The 20,459-nt window shown below is 66.1% G+C and carries 25 protein-coding genes and 1 pseudogene; 11 read left to right on the top strand and 15 right to left on the bottom strand.

The window, feature by feature from the left end:
* Nucleotides 1-182: pseudogene (locus tag BI344_RS24615) on the bottom strand (arylesterase); the annotation flags it as partial.
* On the opposite strand from BI344_RS24615, the gene BI344_RS17720 reads away from it, so the two are divergent.
* Genes BI344_RS17720 through BI344_RS17710 form a run of 3 tightly spaced genes read left to right on the top strand, consistent with a single transcriptional unit; the run spans nucleotide 181 to nucleotide 3,939 of the window.
* The gene (locus BI344_RS17720; protein WP_071114170.1) at nucleotides 181-876 is read left to right on the top strand and encodes an ABC transporter ATP-binding protein; all 696 of its coding nucleotides are present in this window, start codon (nucleotides 181-183) and stop codon (nucleotides 874-876) included. The pseudogene BI344_RS24615 and the gene BI344_RS17720 sit on opposite strands and share 2 nt — an antisense overlap.
* Nucleotides 873-3,368, top strand: coding sequence for an ABC transporter permease (locus BI344_RS17715; protein WP_071114168.1), 2,496 nt, complete (start codon nucleotides 873-875; stop codon nucleotides 3,366-3,368). The genes BI344_RS17720 and BI344_RS17715 overlap by 4 nt, the downstream gene beginning before the upstream one ends.
* A 58-nt stretch (nucleotides 3,369-3,426) precedes the next feature.
* Nucleotides 3,427-3,939: a DUF2946 family protein gene (locus BI344_RS17710; protein WP_239690824.1), complete on the top strand. Its 513-nt coding sequence runs from the start codon at nucleotides 3,427-3,429 to the stop codon at nucleotides 3,937-3,939.
* A gap of 66 nt (nucleotides 3,940-4,005) precedes the next feature.
* Here BI344_RS17710 and BI344_RS17705 read toward each other — a convergent pair whose 3' ends face one another.
* The 7 genes from BI344_RS17705 to BI344_RS17675 form a co-directional block, all read right to left on the bottom strand.
* On the bottom strand, nucleotides 4,006-5,268 hold the full coding sequence (locus tag BI344_RS17705; RefSeq protein ID WP_071114166.1) for a CynX/NimT family MFS transporter: 1,263 nt from the start codon (nucleotides 5,266-5,268) through the stop codon (nucleotides 4,006-4,008).
* 11 nt (nucleotides 5,269-5,279) lie between these two features.
* Entirely contained in the window at nucleotides 5,280-5,966 is a 687-nt protein-coding gene (locus tag BI344_RS17700) for a FadR/GntR family transcriptional regulator (protein WP_083338708.1), read from the bottom strand.
* 72 nt (nucleotides 5,967-6,038) lie between these two features.
* Nucleotides 6,039-7,511 (bottom strand): flagellar filament capping protein FliD, encoded by a 1,473-nt coding sequence (gene fliD, locus BI344_RS17695; RefSeq protein WP_158020738.1) that lies wholly within the window; start codon nucleotides 7,509-7,511, stop codon nucleotides 6,039-6,041.
* Nucleotides 7,512-7,747: 236 nt separating this feature from the next.
* On the bottom strand, nucleotides 7,748-8,002 hold the full coding sequence (locus BI344_RS17690) for a hypothetical protein (protein WP_071114163.1): 255 nt from the start codon (nucleotides 8,000-8,002) through the stop codon (nucleotides 7,748-7,750).
* Between the two features lie 54 nt (nucleotides 8,003-8,056).
* Nucleotides 8,057-8,731 (bottom strand): molybdate ABC transporter permease subunit, encoded by a 675-nt coding sequence (gene modB, locus BI344_RS17685; protein WP_071114162.1) that lies wholly within the window; start codon nucleotides 8,729-8,731, stop codon nucleotides 8,057-8,059.
* Nucleotides 8,728-9,456: a molybdate ABC transporter substrate-binding protein gene (modA, locus tag BI344_RS17680; RefSeq protein WP_071114161.1), complete on the bottom strand. Its 729-nt coding sequence runs from the start codon at nucleotides 9,454-9,456 to the stop codon at nucleotides 8,728-8,730. The genes modB and modA overlap by 4 nt, the downstream gene beginning before the upstream one ends.
* A gap of 55 nt (nucleotides 9,457-9,511) precedes the next feature.
* Complete coding sequence (locus tag BI344_RS17675; RefSeq protein WP_071114160.1) at nucleotides 9,512-10,159, bottom strand: DUF3313 domain-containing protein; 648 nt, start codon at nucleotides 10,157-10,159, stop codon at nucleotides 9,512-9,514.
* A 204-nt stretch (nucleotides 10,160-10,363) separates the two neighbouring features.
* On the opposite strand from BI344_RS17675, the gene mltG reads away from it, so the two are divergent.
* Genes mltG through BI344_RS17640 form a run of 7 tightly spaced genes read left to right on the top strand, consistent with a single transcriptional unit; the run spans nucleotide 10,364 to nucleotide 15,448 of the window.
* A complete protein-coding gene (gene mltG, locus BI344_RS17670) occupies nucleotides 10,364-11,353 on the top strand; it encodes an endolytic transglycosylase MltG (RefSeq protein ID WP_071114159.1) in 990 nt (329 codons plus the stop codon).
* Nucleotides 11,353-11,997 carry a dTMP kinase gene (gene tmk, locus BI344_RS17665; protein ID WP_071114158.1) on the top strand — a complete coding sequence of 215 codons (645 nt, stop codon included), beginning with the start codon at nucleotides 11,353-11,355 and terminating at the stop codon, nucleotides 11,995-11,997. The genes mltG and tmk overlap by 1 nt, the downstream gene beginning before the upstream one ends.
* Nucleotides 11,997-13,001 (top strand): DNA polymerase III subunit delta', encoded by a 1,005-nt coding sequence (locus BI344_RS17660; protein WP_071114157.1) that lies wholly within the window; start codon nucleotides 11,997-11,999, stop codon nucleotides 12,999-13,001. Before tmk ends, BI344_RS17660 begins: the two co-directional genes overlap by 1 nt.
* Nucleotides 13,002-13,021: 20 nt before the next feature.
* Nucleotides 13,022-13,456 carry a PilZ domain-containing protein gene (locus BI344_RS17655; RefSeq protein ID WP_139167071.1) on the top strand — a complete coding sequence of 145 codons (435 nt, stop codon included), beginning with the start codon at nucleotides 13,022-13,024 and terminating at the stop codon, nucleotides 13,454-13,456.
* Nucleotides 13,457-13,476: 20 nt separating this feature from the next.
* On the top strand, nucleotides 13,477-14,247 hold the full coding sequence (locus tag BI344_RS17650) for a TatD family hydrolase (protein WP_071114156.1): 771 nt from the start codon (nucleotides 13,477-13,479) through the stop codon (nucleotides 14,245-14,247).
* 18 nt (nucleotides 14,248-14,265) lie between these two features.
* Nucleotides 14,266-14,655 (top strand): hypothetical protein, encoded by a 390-nt coding sequence (locus BI344_RS17645; protein WP_071114155.1) that lies wholly within the window; start codon nucleotides 14,266-14,268, stop codon nucleotides 14,653-14,655.
* A gap of 16 nt (nucleotides 14,656-14,671) precedes the next feature.
* Entirely contained in the window at nucleotides 14,672-15,448 is a 777-nt protein-coding gene (locus BI344_RS17640; protein WP_071114154.1) for an MBL fold metallo-hydrolase, read from the top strand.
* A gap of 46 nt (nucleotides 15,449-15,494) precedes the next feature.
* Here BI344_RS17640 and BI344_RS17635 read toward each other — a convergent pair whose 3' ends face one another.
* From BI344_RS17635 to BI344_RS17615, 6 genes are all read right to left on the bottom strand, one after another.
* Nucleotides 15,495-15,959 (bottom strand): CreA family protein, encoded by a 465-nt coding sequence (locus BI344_RS17635; RefSeq protein WP_071114153.1) that lies wholly within the window; start codon nucleotides 15,957-15,959, stop codon nucleotides 15,495-15,497.
* 96 nt (nucleotides 15,960-16,055) lie between these two features.
* Nucleotides 16,056-16,193 (bottom strand): hypothetical protein, encoded by a 138-nt coding sequence (locus BI344_RS25495; RefSeq protein WP_241499397.1) that lies wholly within the window; start codon nucleotides 16,191-16,193, stop codon nucleotides 16,056-16,058.
* A complete protein-coding gene (locus tag BI344_RS25490; RefSeq protein ID WP_241499396.1) occupies nucleotides 16,193-16,351 on the bottom strand; it encodes a chorismate mutase in 159 nt (52 codons plus the stop codon). Before BI344_RS25490 ends, BI344_RS25495 begins: the two co-directional genes overlap by 1 nt.
* Nucleotides 16,352-16,388: 37 nt before the next feature.
* Nucleotides 16,389-17,288: an aromatic amino acid DMT transporter YddG gene (gene yddG / locus BI344_RS17625; RefSeq protein ID WP_071114152.1), complete on the bottom strand. Its 900-nt coding sequence runs from the start codon at nucleotides 17,286-17,288 to the stop codon at nucleotides 16,389-16,391.
* Nucleotides 17,289-17,351: 63 nt separating this feature from the next.
* Nucleotides 17,352-18,374: a tryptophan--tRNA ligase gene (trpS, locus tag BI344_RS17620; protein ID WP_071114151.1), complete on the bottom strand. Its 1,023-nt coding sequence runs from the start codon at nucleotides 18,372-18,374 to the stop codon at nucleotides 17,352-17,354.
* Between the two features lie 213 nt (nucleotides 18,375-18,587).
* Nucleotides 18,588-18,887 carry a hypothetical protein gene (locus BI344_RS17615; RefSeq protein ID WP_071114150.1) on the bottom strand — a complete coding sequence of 100 codons (300 nt, stop codon included), beginning with the start codon at nucleotides 18,885-18,887 and terminating at the stop codon, nucleotides 18,588-18,590.
* Nucleotides 18,888-19,103: 216 nt separating this feature from the next.
* On the opposite strand from BI344_RS17615, the gene BI344_RS17610 reads away from it, so the two are divergent.
* A complete protein-coding gene (locus BI344_RS17610) occupies nucleotides 19,104-19,466 on the top strand; it encodes a translation initiation factor Sui1 (RefSeq protein WP_071114149.1) in 363 nt (120 codons plus the stop codon).
* 58 nt (nucleotides 19,467-19,524) lie between these two features.
* Here the strand turns inward: BI344_RS17610 and ppsR are convergent, their stop codons facing one another.
* On the bottom strand, nucleotides 19,525-20,346 hold the full coding sequence (gene ppsR, locus BI344_RS17605) for a posphoenolpyruvate synthetase regulatory kinase/phosphorylase PpsR (protein WP_071114148.1): 822 nt from the start codon (nucleotides 20,344-20,346) through the stop codon (nucleotides 19,525-19,527).
* Nucleotides 20,347-20,459 lie beyond the last annotated feature (113 nt).

Genomic DNA, 20,459 nt, shown 5'->3' with positions numbered 1-20,459 from the left:
CTGGCATTGACTACCCGATGGCGCGGCGCAGGTCTTGGCCAATAACGCCACCCAGCCCTGCCCGCGGACAGGCCGTAGCCCGCCGACAGGCTGTCGCCGAACACTAGGATGGTGGCGGCGCCGGCTGGCAGCTGCCACAGCAGCAATAAGGGGAACAGTATCTTGCAGACGATAGAGCGCATGAGCAATCCAGAGAAAAAGGCGGTACTGGCCGCCAAAGAGTTGGCCAAGCAGGTTCATTTCCGCGGCGACGTGCTGCACATCCTGCGCAGCGCCTCGCTCACGCTGTATCCCGGCGAAAGCGTGGCCATCGTCGGCACTTCTGGCTCGGGCAAATCCACGCTGTTGTCGCTGCTGGCCGGGTTGGACCACCCCAGCGATGGTGAGGTGGCGCTGTTCGGCAAGCCGCTGTCGCGCTTGAGCGAAGACGCGCGCGCGCTGCTGCGGCGCGACAAGGTGGGCTTCGTGTTCCAGAACTTCCAGTTGCTGCCGCAGCTGACCGCGCTGGAAAACGTCATGCTGCCACTGGAGCTGGCCGGACGCAACGACGCGCGCGAGGCGGCGCGGCAGATGCTGGAACGGGTGGGGCTGGCCGCGCGGCTGAGCCACTACCCGCGCCACCTGTCCGGCGGCGAGCAGCAGCGGGTGGCTTTGGCGCGCGCCTTCGTCATCCATCCCGGCCTCTTGTTCGCCGACGAGCCCACCGGCAACCTCGATCCGCATACCGGCCGCCAGATCATAGACCTGTTGTTCCAGCTCAACGCCGAACAGGGCACCGCGCTGGTGCTTGTCACTCACGACAATGAGCTGGCCAGCCGTTGCGACGCCATCTACCGGCTGGTGGACGGCAAGCTCAACGGAGCGCGCGCCGGATGACAGTGCGAGGACGGCTTACCCTGGTGCTGCGCTTCATCCGCCGCGAACTGGTGTCCGGCGAGTTGACCATCCTGGCGCTGGCGCTGTTGGTGGCGGTGGCGGCGATGAGCAGCGTCGCTTTCTTCTCCGACCGGGTGGAGAAGGCGCTGACCACCCAGGCAACCCAGCTGCTGGCGGCGGACTTGGTGCTGAGCGGCAATGCGCCGGCGCCCGACGCCATCCGCGCCGAAGCGCGCAAACGCGGTCTGGGGATGGCCGACAACATCGTGTTTCCATCGATGGTGTTCGCCGGCGGCCAGGCCGCGCTGGCGCAGTACAAGGCCGTCAGCGGCAACTATCCGTTGCGCGGCGAAACCACGGTGCAACTGGCCGACGGCAGCGAACAGAGCGGCCGTCTGCAACCGGCGCCGGGCAGCGCCTGGATGGACGCCAGGCTGATGAGCCGGCTCAAGCTGAAGCTGGGCGACGAGATCGGCGTCGGCAACCGCCAGTTGAAGCTGACCGGCCTGATCGTGCGCGAGCCGGACGGCAGCATGGACGTGTACAACTTCATCCCGCGGCTGATGTTCAACAGCGCCGATCTGACCGCCACCGGCCTGGTGCAGGAGGGCAGCCGCATCCGCTGGCGGCTGTTGTTTGCCGGCGAAGACCGCAAGGTGGCGGACTTCCGCAGTTGGCTGCGCGGACACAAGCCGGCGGGCTCGCGGCTGGAGGACGTGGAGGAGATGCGGCCGGAAATCCGCACCGGATTGGAGCGGGCGCGGCGTTTCCTCGGCCTGACCGCGATGCTGACGGTGGCGCTGGCGGCATCGGCGGTGGCGCTGGTGGTGCGCCGCTACCTGCAGCGCCACTGGCAGCAGGTGGCGGTGCTGCGCTGCCTGGGCCTGGGCTCGGGCGAGGTGTGGGGTCTGTTCGTCAGCCTGTTCCTGCTGCTGGGTCTGCTGGCCGGCGCCTTGGGCACCTTGGCGGGTTTCCTGATCCAGCTGGGCCTGATGCAGCTGTTCAGCGGCTACGTCGGCGAGATGTTGCCGGACCCCGGCTGGCTGCCTTGGCTGATCGGTCCGCTGGCGGCCTTGCTGCTGCTCTCCGGCCTGGCTTTGCCGCCGTTGATGGGAATACAGGACATATCGCCGGCGGCGGTGCTGCGCAATGAACTGCCGCCGACGCGGCAGGGAGTGATCGCCCCGGTGCTGGCCTTGGCCACGCTGCTGGCTTTGGCCTCGTGGCAGGTAGGAGAGTTCGCGCTGGCCGGTTGGTTGCTGGCGGCGATGCTGGGTTTCCTTGGCGTATCCGGCCTGCTTGCGCTGGGCATGGTGATGCTGCTGCGGCGGCTGCCGCGTGGCGGCAAGGTGGGCTGGCGTTTCGGCATCGCCAATCTGGCGCGCCGGCGCTGGCTGGCGGTGCTGCAGGTGGCTTCGCTGTCGGTGGGGCTGATGGCGCTGCTGACGCTGACCGTGGTGCGCGACGATCTGATAGGCGCTTGGCAGCGCAGCGTGCCGGCGGACGCGCCCAACAAGTTCGTGATCAATATCCAGCCCGGCCAGTTGGACGCCATGCGCGACGCCTTCGCCGCGGCGGGGCGGCCGCAGCCGGAGCTGTCGCCGATGGCGCGGGCGCGGCTGATCGCCATCAACGAGCAGCCGGTGCGGCCCGCCGCCTACGACAGCGAACAGGCGCGGCGGCTGGCGGAGCGCGAGTTCAACCTGTCCTGGCGCCAGGATCTGCCGCCCGGCAATCAGGTGGTGTCCGGCAAATGGTGGCCGGATGAGAAGCGGGTGAAGCCGCAGTTCTCGGTGGAGCGCGGCCTGGCCGATAAGCTGGGCATCCGTCTGGGCGACACGCTGGCGTTCGACCTGGCCGGCACCACTTACCGCGCCAGAGTGAGCAGCCTGCGCGAGGTGCCGTGGGACAGCTTCCGGGTGAACTTCTTCGTCATCGGCACGCCGGGGCAGTTCCGCCAGCAGCCGGCCAGCTGGATCACCAGCTTCCGGCTGGAGGCGGCTGACGAAGGCTTCGCCAGCCAGTTGGTGGAGCGTTTCCCCAATATCACGGTGATAGACGTAGGCAGCATACTGGCCGAGGTGAGGGCGATGGTGGACAAACTGACGCGCGGCATCGAGGCGATGTTCCTGTTGGCGCTGGCCGCCGGCGTGCTGGTGCTGTGGGCGTCGCTGACCGCCACCCGCGACGAGCGTTTATCGGATATCGGCCTGATGCGGGCGCTGGGGGCTTCGCGCCGCCAGTTGCGCAGCGTGGTGCTGGCCGAATTGGTGTGGCTGGGCGCGGTGTCCGGGCTGCTGGCGGCGCTGGGGGCGATGGGAATAGGCGTGCTGGCGGCGGTGAAGCTGTTTTCGCTGCCGGTGCTGCTCAACTGGTGGCTGCTGCCGCTGGGCATGGGCGGCGGCGTGTTGGTGGTGACGCTGGCAGGCTGGCCGCTGGTGGGCAAGGTGACGCGCACTCCGCCGTCGACTGTGTTGCGCACAGTGGCTTGAGCGGCTGAAAAAAACGAAATGAGCGGGCTTGGCCCGCGGGAGACGCAGGATGGACGCAATGGTATTGGCCGCAATGGCCAAATGGCCGAATGTGCCGGCGGTATTCGGCTGGCTGCGGCTGGACGCGCGCGGCCAATGGTGGATCAAGGACGAGCGCCTGCAGCACGAGGCGATGGTGGACTTCTTCAACCGCAACTATGGCCGCGACGGGCAGGGCCGCTGTTATGTACAGAACGGGCCGCAGAAAGTCTACGTGATGCTCGACGCGGCGCCGCTGGTGGCCAGGCGCACGCCCATGGGCTGGAGCACGCTGCCGTACGACGACGACGTGGCCCCGCGCACCGCCTGGCTGACGCCGGATGGCATGCTGCTGTTGGAGATCGGCGGCGAGCTGGCGGTGGTGGACGACCGCGACCTGCCGGCGCTGCTGGACGAGGCGTTGCCGGCCTGGGACGGAACGATGGACGGCCTGCCCGCTGGCTTGCGCCTGGGCGGGACCGAGGTGCCGCTGGCGCGCGAGGAGCTGGCCGCACTGTGGCGGCGTTACGGCATCGTGGCCAAACCCAGATAGCCAGGCCCGGCCTGAAATGGGAAAAGCCCGCTGGCAAGCGGGCTTTTCCCATTCAGATGGGGGGAGTTAGATGGCTACCGCCTTCACCGCCACCAGCCGCTTGCGGCCGGCCAGCATGCCAACCGTGAACGCGGCGGCGGAGATCAGGCAGAACAGCACGGCCAGCGGCCAGGCCGCATGGCTATGGCCGCGGATCAGGCCCACGGCGAAGGGGCCGAGCGAGGCCAGCATATAGCCTATGCCCTGCGCCATGCCGGACAGGTGCGCGGCCACGTGCTGGTCAGGCGAGCGGTGCGCCAGCAGGCTCAACGCGGTGCTGAACAGCCCGCCCTGGCCGAATCCCAGCAGCATCGCCCACAGCAGCAGGCTGTCGGTCGGCGCGTACAGCATGCCCAGCAGGCCGGCGATCACCGCGAACAGCGTGATGGCGATCGGCGGCTGCTGGTTGCGACAGCGGTGCGCCAGCATCGGCACCAGCAAAGATGCCGGTACCTGTACCATGGTGGACAGCGACAGCATCAGTCCGCCCTGCATGGCGGTGAGGCCGCGGTCTATCAGGATGGACGGCAGCCAGCCGAACACGATGTAGGCCAGCGACGATTGCAAGCCCATGAACAGCGTCACCTGCCAGGCCAGCGGATCACGCAGCAGGCCGCGCACCTGCCAATGGCCGGCGGCGGCGGCGTGGCGGGTTTTCAGCTGCGGCCACCACACGGCGATGGCCAGCAGCGCCGGCAATGCCCACAGCGCCAGCGCCGGGCGCCAGTCGTGCTGGAAGTATTCCGCCACCGGCACGGTGAAACCGGCCGCCAGCGCCGCGCCCAGGCACAGCGCCATGGTGTAGACGCCGGTCATCAGGCCGGCGCGGCTGGCGAAGTCGCGCTTGACGATGCCGGGCAGCAGCACGCCGATCACGCCGATGCCGGCGCCGGCCAGCGCCGAGCCGGCGAACAGGCCGAACAGGCCCAGCTGAGTGCGCAGCAGGATGCCGGCGGCCAGCGCCACCAGCACTACGGCGATGGTCTTCTCGCTGCCCAGGCGGCGCGCCAGGTGCGGCGCCAGCGGGCCGAAGATGCCGAGGCAGGCCACCGGCAAGGTGGTGAGCAGGCCGGCCAGCGCCGGGGTGAGTCCGGTGTCCTGGCTGACCATGCCCAGCACTGGAGCCAGGCTGGACAGCGCCGGACGCAGGTTGAGGCCCACCAGCACCAGTCCCAGCAACAACAGCAGGGTGCGGCCGCGGCTGGCGGGCGGATGGGTCGCCGGCGGGGCGTCGTCGTCGATCAATAGCTCATCGGCGATCAGTTGATTTTGAGTATCGCGGTCGAACATGGTGCTTCCTTTTATTTTTGCGCCGCCAGCAGTTGGTCCAGGGTGGCCAAGAGCGGGCGGGTGATGGCGGCGGCGGCATTTCCGGCAGCGTCGGGCTGTTGCCGGCGGATGGCGTCGAAGATGGCGGCGTGGGCGGCGAAGTCGGGGTCGGGCAGCGCTTCGTCGCGGATGGAGTCCTGCACGCTTTGTCGCACGGCGCGGGAAAAATAGCGGTACAGGCCGGCCAGAGCCTGGTTGCCGCTGGCGTCGGCGATCGCCAGATGGAAGGCGATGTCGCGCTCGGCGTAGCTCTCCGGGGTGTCATCGTCCTGGCGGGCCAGCGTGTCCAGCGTCGCCGCGATGCGGAGCAGGTCGTCCGCGCCGGCGCGCTGGGCGGCCAGACGCGCCGCGCTTTCCTCCAGCAGGCAGCGCACTTCCAGGTGTTCGCGCAGGCTGGCGCGGCTGATGGCGCGCATCGCCTCGCCGGGATTGACGATGGCGCGCACATAGGTGCCATCGCCCTGGCGCACTTCCAGCAGGCCGGCGTAGAGCAGCACGCGGATGGCTTCGCGCACGGTGTTGCGGCTGATGCCCAGTTGCTCGGCCAGTTCGGGCTCGGTGGGAATGCGGCTGCCCACCGGCCAGCGGCCGTCGGCCAGTTGCCGGCCCAGGCTGTCCAGCGCGATGTCCACCAGCGAGCGTTTGGCGGCGCGATTCATGCGGAGACTCCTAAACATCCAATCATCCGATGAATTTTACCCACAAAGCGCAAGCTGGGTCAAAGACGGGGGTCAGGCGGTGGCGGAGAAGGTGCCGGAGGAGGACAGGCCGAGGCCTTGGCCGACCAGCAGCGAGTCCAGCGCATAGGGCGCGCCCAGCGAGTACACCAGCGCGTACATCGCCAGGCCGCTGATCTGCTGCGCGGACAAGGCGGAGTTGCCGGACGGGTAGCTGAGCAGGTTCTGCAGGTTGTAGGGGAAGGTGTCGTTGAAAGGCACCGATTGCGAACTCAATTGGCTGGAAAACTCCTGGTTCTGCAAGGCGGTCATTTCCTGGGCGATGGTGCCGTTGCCATAGGAGGCGTAGCTGTCGGCCAGCGAGTTCAGCGACTGCTCCACCGTGTACAACAGGTTGGCGGTGCCGTTGGAGTCGCTGTTGTAGGCGGTCTGCAGCGAGCTGGTATTCAAGCTCAGCGTGCCGCCCAGGCCGTACTGGCTGGGGCTCTGGTAGCTCAGTCCGATCTGGCTGAGGCTGGTAAGCAGCGAGCTGCCGTTGCTGAAGCTGTTTTGCACTTCCTTGTTCAGCAACTGCGGCAACTGGTTGGCGATGGGATCGTTCTGCAGCGCGGCGCCGTTGCCCAGCAGGGTGTTGATGCTGTTTTGCACAGTGTTGAAGGCGTTGGCCAACGATTGCGCGTTGCTGTTGAGCTGGCCGAAGTCCACGTTGACCGCCACGGTACTGCTGCCGGTGGCCAGCAGATTGGCCGACACGCCGTTACCCAGCTGGATGCCCAGATTGCTGCTGCTGGCGCCGGAGGCACCGTTGATGGTGTAGCTGGCGTTGAGCGCGCTCTGGGTTTGCGCCAGGTTCTGGCCGCTGCCCGTCGCCAGGGTCTGGTCGAAAGCCAGACGCGACAGGCCGTTCTGATCGGTATTGTTGCCGTCGCTGTCGCTCACCGCGATGCGGAAGTTGTTGCTGCTGCCGGTGCTGGCGGCGCTGACCTGCAGCTGGTAGCTGCCTGACGCGTTCTGGATCACGTTGGCCACTACGCCTGCATTGGCTCCATTGATGGCGCTGGCGATGCCGGACAAGGTGCCGTTGGTGATGCTGACCGTCACCGGAGTGTCGTTGGCGGTGAAGCTGCTGGCCGAGGTGGAACTGGTGTAGGCGTAGCTGCCGGTGGTGATGGTCAGGCTGCCGGTGCCCACCGAGGTGGAGCTGGTGTCCGCCAGCGAAAAGCTGCTGGTGGCGCTTTGCGCCTGCGCCAGTTGCGATACCGTGAGCAGGTAGTTGGCATTCTGCGCGCCGTAGGAGGAGCTGACGCTGGCCACCGCCGGATTGCTGCTGCTGGCGCTGGCGTTGTTGAACTGAACGGACGGCGCATACAGCTGCTGCAGACTGCTTTGGAAGGTGTTGAGGTTGGACAGCAATTGGCCCAGGCCGGACAGCTCCACCTGCAGAGGATCGGTGGCGGCGGATGCGCTGGCGCTGCCGGCGCTGCCGCTTGAGCCCAGCAGCAGGCCGCTGGACAACAAACTGCTCAAGTTCGGCAGCAAACTGTCGAAAGACGAGAGAACCGAACTGTATCCAGACAAGGAGTTCATCACCAACACTCACAAGCCATACCTTGTTAAAGTGTAGACTATTGCGTCCAAGTCATTGTTGATTGGACGTTTTTCGGCGTCTGGATTGTTTATTTTTTGCGCCGCCGCATCAAACGGCAAAAACGGCATGGGGCCTGGCGCCATGCCGTTTCGCGCATCCGGGCGGCAGGCCGGGCTTACTTGGCCATCGCGTCCTTCACGCACTTCTTGGCGAAGCTTTGCTTGGCGGCGCCCGCCAGCTTCTTGTCGGCTGCCTTGGCGTCACAGCTGGCCTGGGCGGCGGCGGTATCCTTCTCGCATTTCCTCAGGAAGCTCTGCTTGGCGGCGCCCGCCAGTTTCTTGTTGGCGGCCTTGGCGTCGCAGGCGGCGTCGGCCAGTGCCAGATTGGCGCTGAACAGGGCAAACAGGGCGAGCAATAGCGATTTGCGCATGATGGGTAGTCTCCATGGCTGGGTTGTGGCCTGGGGCAGGCCGTTGAAAAGAGTTTATCCGTCTTTTTTCTGCCTGGCGTTCAGCCAGTAGACGGCGGTCAGCGCCGCCAGCGAAAACAGAAGCAGCATTAGCGCCAGCTGGTGTGCGGCGCCGTAATTGGCCTGTTCCACCTGATTGTACAGCGCGATCGAAATCACCCTGGTTTCGCCGTCGATATTGCCGCCTATCATCAGCACCACGCCGAACTCCCCCACGGTATGGGCGAAGCCCAGGCAGGAGGCGCTAAGTACGCCGCTGCGGCAGGACGGCAGGATCACGTGGCGCATCCGCTGCCAGCGGCCCGCTCCCAGCAGCCAGGCGCTTTCCAGCTCCTCCTGGCGCACCGCGCGGAAGCTGGCCAACAGCGGCTGCAGCACGAAGGGCAGCGAGTACAGCACCGAGGCGATGACCACGCCGTGAAAGGTGAAGGCCAGGCCGGGCAGGCCCAGGGAGGCGGTCAGCCTGCCCACCGGGCCGTGGGGACCAAAGGCCAGCAGCAGGTAGAAACCCAGCACTGTCGGCGGCAGCACCAGCGGCAGCATGGCGCCGGCTTCCAAGAACGGACGCAGCCGCGAACGGCTGCGCGCCAGCCACCAGGCGCAGGGGATGCACAGCGCCAGCAGCAGCAGGGTGCTGATGCACGCCAGCCTCAGGGTGAGGGCGATGGCGCTCCAGTCCTGTGGCGTCACGGCTTGAAGCGGTAGCCGGCCTGGGCCATCAGCGCGCGGGCCCGCTCCCCTTTGAGGAAGGCCATCAGCGCGTTGGCGGCCGGGCCGGCCTTGATCAGCAGCGCGTCCTGGCGTATCGGCTGATGCAGTTTTTCCGGCACCAGCCAATAATGATCGCGTATGCCTTGTTCCAGCAGTTGCGAATAGGCGACGAAGGCGAAGTCGGCGCCGCCGACCTCGGCGAACTGCATGGTCTGGCCGATATTGTCGCCGGTCAACAGCTTGGCTTGGACGGCGGCCTCCAGCTTCAGCGCCGCCAGGGTTTCCATCGCGGCGCGGCCGTAGGGCGCGGTGGCGGGATTGGCCACCGCCAGCTTGTTGAAGTTGCCCTGGCGCAGCGCGGCCTCGCCGGCGTCGCCGCGCTTCTTGCTCCACAGCGCCAACTGGCCATAGGCGTAGGTGAACTGGCTGGATGGCAGGCCGACGCCGGCGCGCGCCAGTTCGGTCGGGCGCTCGTTGTCGGCGGACAGGAACACGTCGAAGGGCGCGCCCTGGCGGATCTGCGCCGCCAGCTTGCCGGAGGCGCCAGCGCTGGCCTTGACCTCATGGCCGGTGGCGGCCTTGAACGCCGCGGCTATCTTGTCCAGCGTTTGCTGGAAATTGCTGGCCACCGCCACATTCACGGTGTCGGCGAGGGCCAGCGGGGACAGGCAGAGGCACAGCAGGGCAAGGCGCAGGCGCGGCATGGCGGTGGCTCCGGAAAGATGATCTTGCCGTCATTATGCGGCCAAAATCGCCATGCTAGCCAGCGGCGAGGGGAGGGTGGCCGAATTGCAGGATTTGCTGCCAGTTGCAGGCCAGCAGGTCCTGCCAGCCCTGGCCGCTGCGTCCCTGTTCGGCTTGCGGACCCTGCAGGTTGACGCCGCCTCCCAGCAGCCGGCCGTCCCGCGCGTCTTCCAGTTGCACGATGCTGGATATCTGTTCCAAATAGGGGGAGATGCCGCGCACCAATGGCGATTGGCCATCGGTCTGGCGCGCGACGGACAGAGATGGCGGCAGGCTGCCGATTTCGCCCTGGAAGCTGCGCAGCGCCAGACGCAGCCTGGCAACTTGCGGGCCGGCTTCCTCGGCCTGGGGAATAGCCGGCATCCAGGCGCGCAACAAGGCCTGCAGGCGCAGGTTCAGGCTGTTCCCCAGTGCGGTGGCCACCAGTTGCCAGCGGCCGTCCTGGCGCTGGTCCAGCAGCCACAGCGGCTCCAGCAGTATCGCCTGGTAGGGTTTGAGCAATTGCGCCGAGCTGGCGTAGACGAACTGGTGGTTGTGGCGGCCCTGGCAAAAAGCCTGCGGCGGCAGCGGATCGAGTCTGCCAGGATAATTGCGGGTCCGCGCCACCCGGCATAGCTCGCCCCAGGCGACCAGCGCGCAGCCAAAGTTGAAGAAAGGTTTCATCGCCGTCCGTAGTGTCGGTGGTTGATCCGCAGTGGCGGATTTCACTATGAAAATAGGCAAAAGCGCGAAGATCACTGTTGATGTGGGGCAAACTATCCTACGGAGGGACAGTCTGACCTGTCATGTCGTACAGGCCGGCTTGCTGGTATGATTCCGCCTTTGCCGCAGGAGCGGCCCAAGACACCGATTTTGCGACGCATTCAAATGAAAAAACTATCCGGCTTTCTGTTGCTGATCCTGCTGTGCGCGGCGGGCTGGCTGGGCTGGGCCGCGCTGCTGCCGGTCAAGCTGCCCGATGCGGGCTACAAGCTGCTGGTGGGGCCCAACCGCACCATGAAGCAGATTGCCCATACGCTGGAGCAGGACGGCGCCATCCGCAACCGCCAACTGATGGTGGCTTTGGCGCGGCTGTCCGGTTCCGACCGCAAGATCAAGGCCGGGCTGTACCGCTTCCAGGGATCGCAGAACATGCTGGATGTGCTGCAGCGGCTGGTGCAGGGCCACCCCGACGAGGCCAGCCTCACCGCGATAGAAGGCTGGACTTTCCGCCAGCTGCGCCAGGCGCTGGACCGCAACCCGGACGTGCGGCACGATGCGCAGAAGCTGGGCGACGCCGCGCTCATGCAGCGACTGGGCATGCCGGGGGCCAGCCCGGAGGGGTTGTTCTTCCCCAGCACCTATCTGTTCACGCCGGGCATGTCCGATCTGGACATCTACCACCAGGCGTTCGAGGTGATGCAGCAGCAGCTGAACGCGGCCTGGGCGGCCCGCAAGGCCGATCTGCCCTACAGTACGCCGTACGAGCTGCTGACCATGGCCAGCCTGATCGAGAAGGAAACCTCCAGCGATGCCGATCGCGCGATGGTGGCCTCGGTGTTCGTCAACCGGCTGAAGAAGGGAATGCGGCTGCAGACCGATCCCTCCGTCATCTACGGCATGGGCGAGCGCTACCGCGGCAATATCGGCAAGGCCGACCTGCGCCGCGACACGCCGTACAATACCTATACCCGCGCCGGCCTGACGCCGACGCCTATCGCGCTGCCGGGCAAGGCGGCGCTGTACGCCGCCGCCCAGCCGGACGATTCCGACGCGCTGTATTTCGTCGCCCGCGGCGACGGCAGCTCGCAGTTTTCCAGCACCCTGGAGCAGCACAACCAGGCGGTGCGCAAATACATCTTGAAGAAAGGCCAGTAATGCCGACCGAGCAGCCAGCCCGACGCGGCCGCTTCATCACCCTGGAGGGGATAGACGGCGCGGGCAAGAGCACGCATCTGACTTTCATTCGCGACTGGCTGGCCAGCCGCGGCGTGGACGCGGTGTTCACCCGCGAGCCGGGTGGCACGCCGCTGGGCGAGGACATTCGCAAACTGCTGCTGGCGGTGGACAGCCAGGTGTCGCTGAACGCCGAGGCGTTATTGGCGTTCGCCGCGCGCCAGCAGCACATCGACGGCGTGATCGCGCCGGCGCTGGCGGCCGGGCGTTATCTGGTGTCCGACCGTTTCACCGACTCCACCTACGCCTTCCAGGGCGGCGGCCGCGGCATTCCCTTCGAGCGCATCCGCGTGCTGGAGGATTGGGTGCAGCAGGGGCTGCAGCCGGATCTGACGCTGCTGTTCGACCTGCCGCTGGACGTGGCGGCGCAGCGCATGTCCTGCACCCGGACGCTTGACCGTTTCGAGCAGGAGGCCGCCGATTTCCATCAGCGCGTGCGCGAGGCCTACCTGGCCCGCGCGGCGGCGGAGCCGCATCGTTTCGCCATGCTGGACTCCAGCCGCGGCATCGCCGAAATCCAGGCCGACATCGCAATCCATCTGCAGAACCTGTTGGAGCGCGGCTGATGCTGTATCCATGGCAGAACGATGACTGGCGGCGGCTGAACGCCGAACGCCAGCGGATGCCGGGCGCCTGGCTGTTCACCGGCAGCGCCGGCATCGGCAAGCTGGCCTTTGCCCGGCACCTGGCGCAGTCGCTGCTGTGCGAGTCGCCGCAGGCCGACCATCAGCCTTGCGGCCAGTGTCAGGGTTGCCGCTGGTTCGCCAGCGGCACCCACCCCGATTTCCGCCTGCTGTCGCCGTTCGCCGACGAGGAGGAAGAGGGCAAGGAGGCCAAGGCGGTGCGCAAGCTGCCGCAGATCAAGATAGAGGCGGTGCGCGACGTGATCGATTTCGCCCACCTGTCCGCCCATCGCGCCGGCCGCCGGGTGATCCTGGTGGAGCCGGCGGAGAACCTGAATCTGGCCGCCGCCAACGCCTTGTTGAAAATCCTGGAGGAGCCGCCGGAGTCAGTGCTGTTCCTGCTGGTGGCGCATGCGCCGCAGCGGCTGCTGCCCACCATCCGCAGCCGTTGCCGCCAGTTTGCGCTGGACCGCCCCAGCGCGCAGGCGGCGCTGTCCTGGCTGACGCAGCAGGGCATCGCCGATCCCGAACTGGAACTGGCCCATCACGGCGGCGTGCCGCTGTTCGACCACGATCCCGAACTGGCCGCGCTGCGGCAGCAATTCGTCAAGGGCCTGGGCCTGCCCAACTTCGCCGGCATGCTGCAACTGGCGGAGATGGTGGACAAGAACAAGCAGCTGTCGCTGCTGCAGCCGCTGAACTGGTTGCAGAAATGGCTGCATGATCTGGCCTTGCTGGGCCTGGCGGGCCGGGTCCGCTATTATCCAGATCAGGAGCGCGCGTTGTCGGCCTTGTCGACGCGCTGCGACACCGTGCAGCTGATGGCCTGCCAGCAGGCGCTGACCGCGCTGGCGCCGTTCTCCCAGCACACGCTGAACACCCGCCTGCAACTTGAGGCGGTATTGATGGATTACCTGAAGATTTTCGCCGGCGGCAAGGCCGGCTGAGAGCGAGAAGGGGCCCGAACATGGATGCCGCCAATACCCGGCAGGACCTGAACAATCCCAACCGTCCCGGCGTGCTGTCGCTGCACATCAAGGAGCGCAGCGCGCTGTTCGCCGCCTATATGCCCTTTGCCCGCAACGGCGGCATCTTTATCCCCACCAACAAGGAGATGCAGTTGGGCGAGGAAGTGTTCCTGCTGTTGACCCTGATGGAAGACCCGCAGCGCATCGCGGTGCAGGCCAAGGTGGTGTGGATCACGCCGGCTGGCGCCAACAACAGCCGGGTGCAGGGGTGGGCGTGGAGTTCGTCTCCGGCGAGGCCGGCAAGCAGGCCAAGGACAAGATCGAGGCGCTGCTGGGCGGCGTGCTCAATTCCAGCCGGCCCACCCATACCATGTAGGCGGCGCGCCGCCGAATCCAACGCGGTAGGCGTGGTATCCTTGCAGGGTTCCCTTTAGAGTTTTGCGGCAGCCCCATCATGCTTATCGATTCCCATTGCCACATCAATTTCCCCGACCTGGCCGCACGGTTGCCCGAAGTGCTGGACAATATGCGCGAGAGCCGGGTGAGCCACGCGCTGGTGATAGGCGTCAGCCGCCCCAAATACCCCCAGGTGCTGGGATTGGCCGAAGCCCATCCCAACCTCTACGCCACGGTGGGCGTGCACCCGGACGATCCCGAAGCCGAGGAGTACAGCGAGGACGAGCTGGTGGAGCTGGCTGGCCATCCGCGGGTGGTGGGAATCGGCGAGACCGGCCTGGACTACCACTGGTGCAAGGGCGATCTGGAGTGGCAGCACCAGCGCTTCCGCACCCACATCCGCGCCGCCCGGCGCGTGAGTCTGCCGCTGGTGATCCACACCCGCGAATCCGCCGAGGACACCATACGCATCATGCGGGAAGAGCATGCCGACGAGTGCCGCGGCGTGATGCACTGCTTCACCGAGACCTGGGAGGTGGCGGAAGCGGCGCTGGCGTTGGGCTTCTACATCTCCTTCTCCGGGGTGGTGACCTTCAAGAACGCCAAGCAGGTGCAGGAAGTGGCACAGAAAGTGCCGCTGGAGCGGATGCTGATCGAGACCGATTCGCCGTATCTGGCGCCGGTGCCGCACCGCGGCAAGCAGAACGAGCCGGCCTATGTCCGCCATGTGGCCGAGTGTGTCGCCCGGCTGCGCGGCATATCGGTAGAGGAGGTGGCGGCCGCCACCACGGAAAACTTCTTCCGCCTGTTCGCCAAGGCGGCGCGCTGATCTGATAAGGAGACTGCCATGCGGCAGCGCCTGACGGGATGGTTCCTGCTGGCGGCATCGCTGAGCGCAGCCGCCAACTGCGTCACTCTCGGCGGCCGCAGCTACTGCGCGCAGCCGGGCGGCCAGGCGGTGCTGCATCACGGCAACGCCTATTGCAGCGCCGGCGCCTGCGTGGTGGACGAGTTCGGCAATCTGTTCTGCTCGCCCTATCCCGGCGGCGGCGCCATCCGCGCCAAGGGCGCTTTCTATGCCGGACCGGGCATGTGCCTGCTGGCTCCGGACGGCAGCGCGCAATGCGCGGCCCAGCCTGGCGGCAGCTGCCAGGTGGGTCCGGGTGCCCAGGTGCAATGCGATGGCGGCGTTGTGGCGGCGCCGGCGCCGGCGGTGCGACCGCCCCTGTGCCAATGATCATGCAAGGAGCGTTGTGAATACTTTGGAAGTCACCATCCTGGGCTGCGGTTCCAGTTCCGGCACGCCGGCGATAGGCTGTGCCTGCGCCACCTGTTTGTCGGACGAGCCGCGCAACCAGCGCACTCGCGCCAGCGCCTACGTCACGGCGGGCGAGCTGGGTTTCCTGATAGACACCGGCCCGGACCTGCGCCAGCAGGCGCTGCGCGAGGGCTTGTCCCGGCTGGATGCGGTGCTGTACACCCATCCGCACGCCGACCACCTGAACGGCATCGACGATCTGCGCGCCTTCTGCTACCTCAGGCAGGGACCGATCTCGTTGTACGGCAACGACTTCACCATTTCCAATATCCGCGAGCGCTTCGGCTACGCCTTGCTGGCGCCGTCCAAGATGTGGGACAAGCCGGTGCTGCAGCCGGAAATCGTCAGCGGACCCTTCCAGCATCAGGGCGTCACCCTGACGCCTGTTCCGCTGCAGCACGGCAGTTGGCCCTGCCTGGGCTGGCGCATCGGCAATATGGCCTGGCTGACCGACCTGTCGCATATTCCGGACGACAGCTTGCCGCTGCTGGAGGGGCTGGAGCTGCTGTTCCTGGATTGCCTGAACCACGATCCTTACCCATCGCATCTGGGAGTGGGGCAGGCTTTCGACTGGGCGGCGAAGATCGGCGCCCGCCGCACGGTGCTGATTCATATGACCCACAAGCTGGAATACCATGCCTTGAGCGCGCAGTGTCCGCCTGGCGTGGAGGTGGGATTCGATGGCTGGCAGGCCAAACTGTCGATGGTATGATATCCATCATCTTAAAAAGTTGATGGATATCAATGATTTGCGTTGATTATTTTTTCAGCGGAATTTTCTGTTCCAGCACCGCCACCGCGCTGATGGCGTTGTCCGGGCTGCCGTCCACTAGCTTGTCGGAGTAGGTGAGGTAGGTCAGCACATTGCGCTTGGCGTCGACTATGCGCACCACCCGCACATGCTTGAACACGAAGGACGCGCTCTCCTTGAACACCTGTTCCTGCTGCGGCAGCGGCTGGCCAAAGCGGATCGGCCCCACCTGGCGGCAGGCGACGGAGAAGCGCGACGGATCCTTGGCCAGGCCCACCGCCCCCTTGTAGCCTCCGGTCTTGGCGCGCGACACATAGCAAGCCACGCCCTGCACCGAAGGATCGTCGAAGGCCTCCACCACCACCTTGTCGTTGGGGCTGAGCAGTTTGAAGGTGGTGGACACTTCGCCCACTTCTTCGGCCAGCGCCGGAACGGACAGGCAGGCGAGCAGCAGCAGGATTGTCTTTTTCATCCGGGTTTTCTTCCGCGATAGATTGGGATGCGAACCGACTGCGCCCGAGCGCGGCGCGGCCCATTCCGCCGATTGTATGGAATGCCGGCGTCCGGCTCAAATCCGTCCGCTTGCGCCGTTGTGAAGCGCGTCCAACTCGTCGGCGACGAAGTGGCCGATCATGGCGCGGTAGACGGCGGCGGTCAGCGCGGGATCTGCCCCCAGTTCGCCGGCCAGCCGTTCCACCCGCCGCATCACCTGACCAGTCCGGCCTCCCGGCAGCCGTTCTTGTGCTGCGCGGCCTGGCGCACATAGATGCCGCGCTCGGCGATCAGGGTTGCCAGCGCACGGTCGATGCGGTTTATTTGTCCCCTGGCGTCATCCAGGTTCTGGCATCGGAAAATACTGTTCATAGGTTGATTCCCTAAATATGGCGAGGCTTGGGCGGCGCTAGGCCGCGCGGGTGGGGCGGGTGGACCGCCAGCACAGCAGCGAGCCGGCGGCGACCATCGCCGCGCCCTGCCAGAAGGCGAAGGACAGCGCGGTGCTGAGGATGGCCGAGGCCAGCGCCGAGGACAGCACCGGAGTGGAATAGGATGCGGCGACCAGTAGCATCATATTGCCCTCGGCGATGGCGATATTCCACGCCGCGTAGCCGGCGGCCATCACCACGGCGGCCAGCAGCAGGATGGCGATGGACGACAGCGCCGGCATGGCGAGGCTTTCCCGGCTGAGGCCGTATTGGAGCCACAATGCCAGCGCGGTCAGCGCGAAGAAGGGCGCAATGCCGTTCTTGCCCTGCGACAGCCGCTTGGTGAAGGTGCAGTAAGCCGCCCACAGCAGCGCGCCGGCGAGGGCCAGCGAATAGCTGAGCGGGTTCTGCAGCGCGTTGCGCAGAATGCCTGCCGGCGACAGCGCGCCGCCGCTCATGATCCAGGCTACGCCCAGCAGCGACAGGCAGAGGCCGGGCAGCAGCAATGGCCCGGCGCGCTGACGGTTGAACGCCACGGCCATCAGCACGGTGAAGCAGGGCCACAGATAGTTGACGATGCCCAGCTCTATCGCCTGCATCCGGTTCTGGGCAAAGCCCAGCGCCAGAGCCAGCGCGATTTCGTAACAGGCGAATAGTCCGCCGCCGAGCAGCAGGTAGCGCGGCGGAAAGTCGCGCAGGCGCGGCCAGCCCAGCACGGCTGCCAGCAGCGCGGCGCTGACGCTGTACATCAGCGCCGCGCCGCCTATCGGGCCGAAATTTTCGCTGAGCAGGCGGATCAGCGGCGGAACGGCGCTCCACAGGATGACGGCCAGCAGCCCGAGCCAGGTGCCGCGGTGCGATGAGGCATGGATTGGCATGGCGTTTCCATCGGATGGCGGCAAGGACGGCGGCGGCGCCGTCGTCCTTTGCGCCGTGTTGAATTAGTAGTAGTTCAGGCCCATCGCGGTTTTCACTTCGGCCAGCGTGGCGGCCGCCACGTCGCGGGCGCGGCGGGTGCCGGTCTTCAGCATTTCCAGCACCGCGGCCGGGTCGCGCGCGTATTGCTCGCGGCGCTCGCGTATCGGCGCCAGCAGGCTTTGCAGGCACTCTTCCAGATGCCGCTTGATCACCGTGTCGCCCAAGCCGCCGCGCTGGTAGTGGGCTTTCAGCTCCGCCACCAGCGCCTGGTCCGGATGGAACACATCCAGATAGCTGAACACCACATTGCCCTCCACCTGGCCGGGATCGGCCACCCGCAGGTGATTGGGGTCGGTGTACATCATTTTCACCGCCTGGCGGATTTCATCGGCGCTGGCGGACAGGGTGATGGTGTTGCCCAGCGATTTGGACATCTTGGCCTTGCCGTCTATGCCCGGCAGGCGCGCGCCGACTTCCGGCACCACCGCGCGGGCTTCCACCAGCACGGTCTGATCCACGCTCGCGTTGAAGCGGCGCACGATCTCGTTGGTCTGTTCTATCATCGGGATCTGGTCGTCGCCCACCGGCACGATGGTGGCCTTGAAGGCGGTGATGTCGGCGGCCTGGGCGGCCGGGTAGGTGAGGAAGCCGGCCGGAATGTCGCGTTCGTAGCCGCGCTGCTTGATCTCGTCCTTGATGGTGGGATTGCGCTCCAGACGCGCCACGGTCACCAGATTGAGGTAGTAGGACGCCAGCTCGGTCAGTTCCGGCACCAGGCTCTGGATGAAGATGGTGCTTTTGGCCGGGTCTATGCCCACTGCCAGATAGTCCAGCGCCACCTGCAGCACGTTGTCGCGCACCTTGAGGTAATTGCCCATATTGTCGGTCAGGGCCTGGGCGTCGGCCAGCAGCAGGAATTGCTTGCAGCGCTCCTGCAGGATCACGCGGTTCTTCAGCGAACCCACATAGTGGCCCAGATGCAGCTGGCCGGTGGTGCGGTCGCCGGTGAGGATGATGTCGCTGCTGCTGATGGCGTCTAGATTCATATCGGTCTCCGTTGGGGTTGGGAGAGGAGGCCGACAGGGGGAACTGGGGAGGGGACTGTCAAAAACAAACCCGGTGCGCCTTGTCGGCAGCCTCCGGGTTTTTGCGTGCGCGTTTCGCCGGTGCCGCCTAAGAGAGGCGCCACCACCAGAGCTGGATTGCGAATGCGGATGCGGTTTTCATGGCTTCATCAAAACATGAGGCGCGGGACGGCGTCAAGCCTCGGCTTGCAGCAGGAAGCCGGCGGCGGGGCGTTCGGAGGAATAGGCGCGGTTGGCGGAGCGCTGCCGGGCCGGCGAGGAAGGATGGCTGGCTTGCAGGCTGGCCGGAGCATTGGCGAGGGCGAACAGCGGCGCGCTGTGCGGCGGATTCTGCAGCACGGTGCGGAACAGCATCTCGGCGAACTCGTGTTGCTGCTCCGATGTGAGCTGCCGCCCCGCCTGCACGCCGGCCAGCTGTTGCGGCCAGACGCGCGCGACAGCGATGGGCGGTTGGTTGAAGTCGGGGATGTTCATCGTTGCTCTCGTTAGGTTTCGGCTGGGATGACGGCTCCTTATTTTTGAGAGTGTTTGGTTTTTATTGTTCCTGGAATGACGGGAAATTTACAAATAAACAAAGGGATAGCGTTTTATTCCTGTTTGCGCGAATGGCATGTCCGGCTTGCGGGGCTTGTCCGCGCACCGATTCGCCGCAACCATGGCGCCTGCGTACTGGAAATGGATGGAAGCTGAATGAAAGCGAAACGAAGCGAGGGCGGAGGGCTGGTGTACTCCACCGAGCATGGCCGCATGTGTCCGCAGTGCCGCCAGCCGCAACAGCAATGCGTTTGCGCGGCGGAGGCCGAGCCGGCGGGAGACGGCATCGCGCGGGTGGCGCGCGAGACCAAGGGCAGGGGCGGCAAGGAGGTGACGGTGGTCAGGGGCTTGCCGCTGGCTGCGGATGCGCTGGCTAAGCTGGGCAAGCAGCTGCGGACGCGCTGCGGCAGCGGCGGCACCGCCAAGGACGGCGTGCTGGAGATCCAGGGCGACCATGTGGAAACCGTGATGGCCGAGCTGGCCAAGCACGGTTTCAAGGTGAAGCGCGGCGGCGGTTAGCGCCGCCGCGCGGCTGGTTGGCGCAGACCACCTGGTTGCCGGGCGGACCCGGCCGGGATCAGAACTTACGTCCCAGCGCCGCTTTGTGCATGATGGTGGAGGCGATCTCTTCGATCGATTTGTGGGTGGTGCTGATGAAGGTCACGCCGTGGTGGCGGAACATCGATTCCGCTTCGTTCACCTCGCGCCGGCAGTTGTCCATGCTGGCGTATTTGGAGTCCGGCCGGCGTTCCGAGCGAATATTGTGCAGCCGGGCCGGGTCGATGGTGAGGCCGAAGATCTTGTCCTTGAACGGCAGCAGCAGCTTGGGCAGCGTCGGGCTGCCCAAGTCTTCCGGCGTCAGCGGATAGTTGGCGGCGCGTATGCCGTACTGCAGCGCCAGGTACAGGCAGGTAGGGGTTTTGCCGGAGCGCGACACCCCCACCAGAATCACGTCCGCCTCGTCCAGATCCTTCAGTTTGACGCCGTCGTCGTGGTTCAGCGAGAAGTTGACCGCCTCCATGCGGTGGTCGTACTTTTCCTCGTTGACCATGCCGTGGGCCTTGCCCACCGACAGCGACGCCTTCTGGCCGATTTCGGCCTCCAGCTGGCCGATGAAGGTTTCGAAGAAGTCTATCAGCACCACATTGTTCAAGCGCAGCGCCTCGCGCACCTCCGGATTGACTATGCTGGTGAACACCAGCGGGCGCAGATGGTCGCGCTCGGCGATGTCGCTGATGCGCTGCGCCAGCGCCTTGGCCTTGTCCACGGTATCGACGAAGGGCACGGTATCGCGCTTGAAGTCCAAGGTGTCGAACTGGGTCAGCAGCGTGTGGCCCAGCGACTCGGCGGTGATGCCGGTGCGGTCGGAGATGAAGAAGGCGGAGCGGCGATGGGACATGATGCACCTTGGCAAAGTGTATTTGGTTGCGGCAAAGTGTATACCGATGCAAGCCTTGACGATACCTGCGGACATGCGCGGCTTTTCGCGTGTAATCAACGCGCTACATGACA

It is taken from the genome of Chromobacterium sphagni (assembly GCF_001855555.1).
Lineage (GTDB): Bacteria > Pseudomonadota > Gammaproteobacteria > Burkholderiales > Chromobacteriaceae > Chromobacterium > Chromobacterium sphagni.
This window is presented reverse-complemented; position numbering and strand designations above follow the sequence as displayed.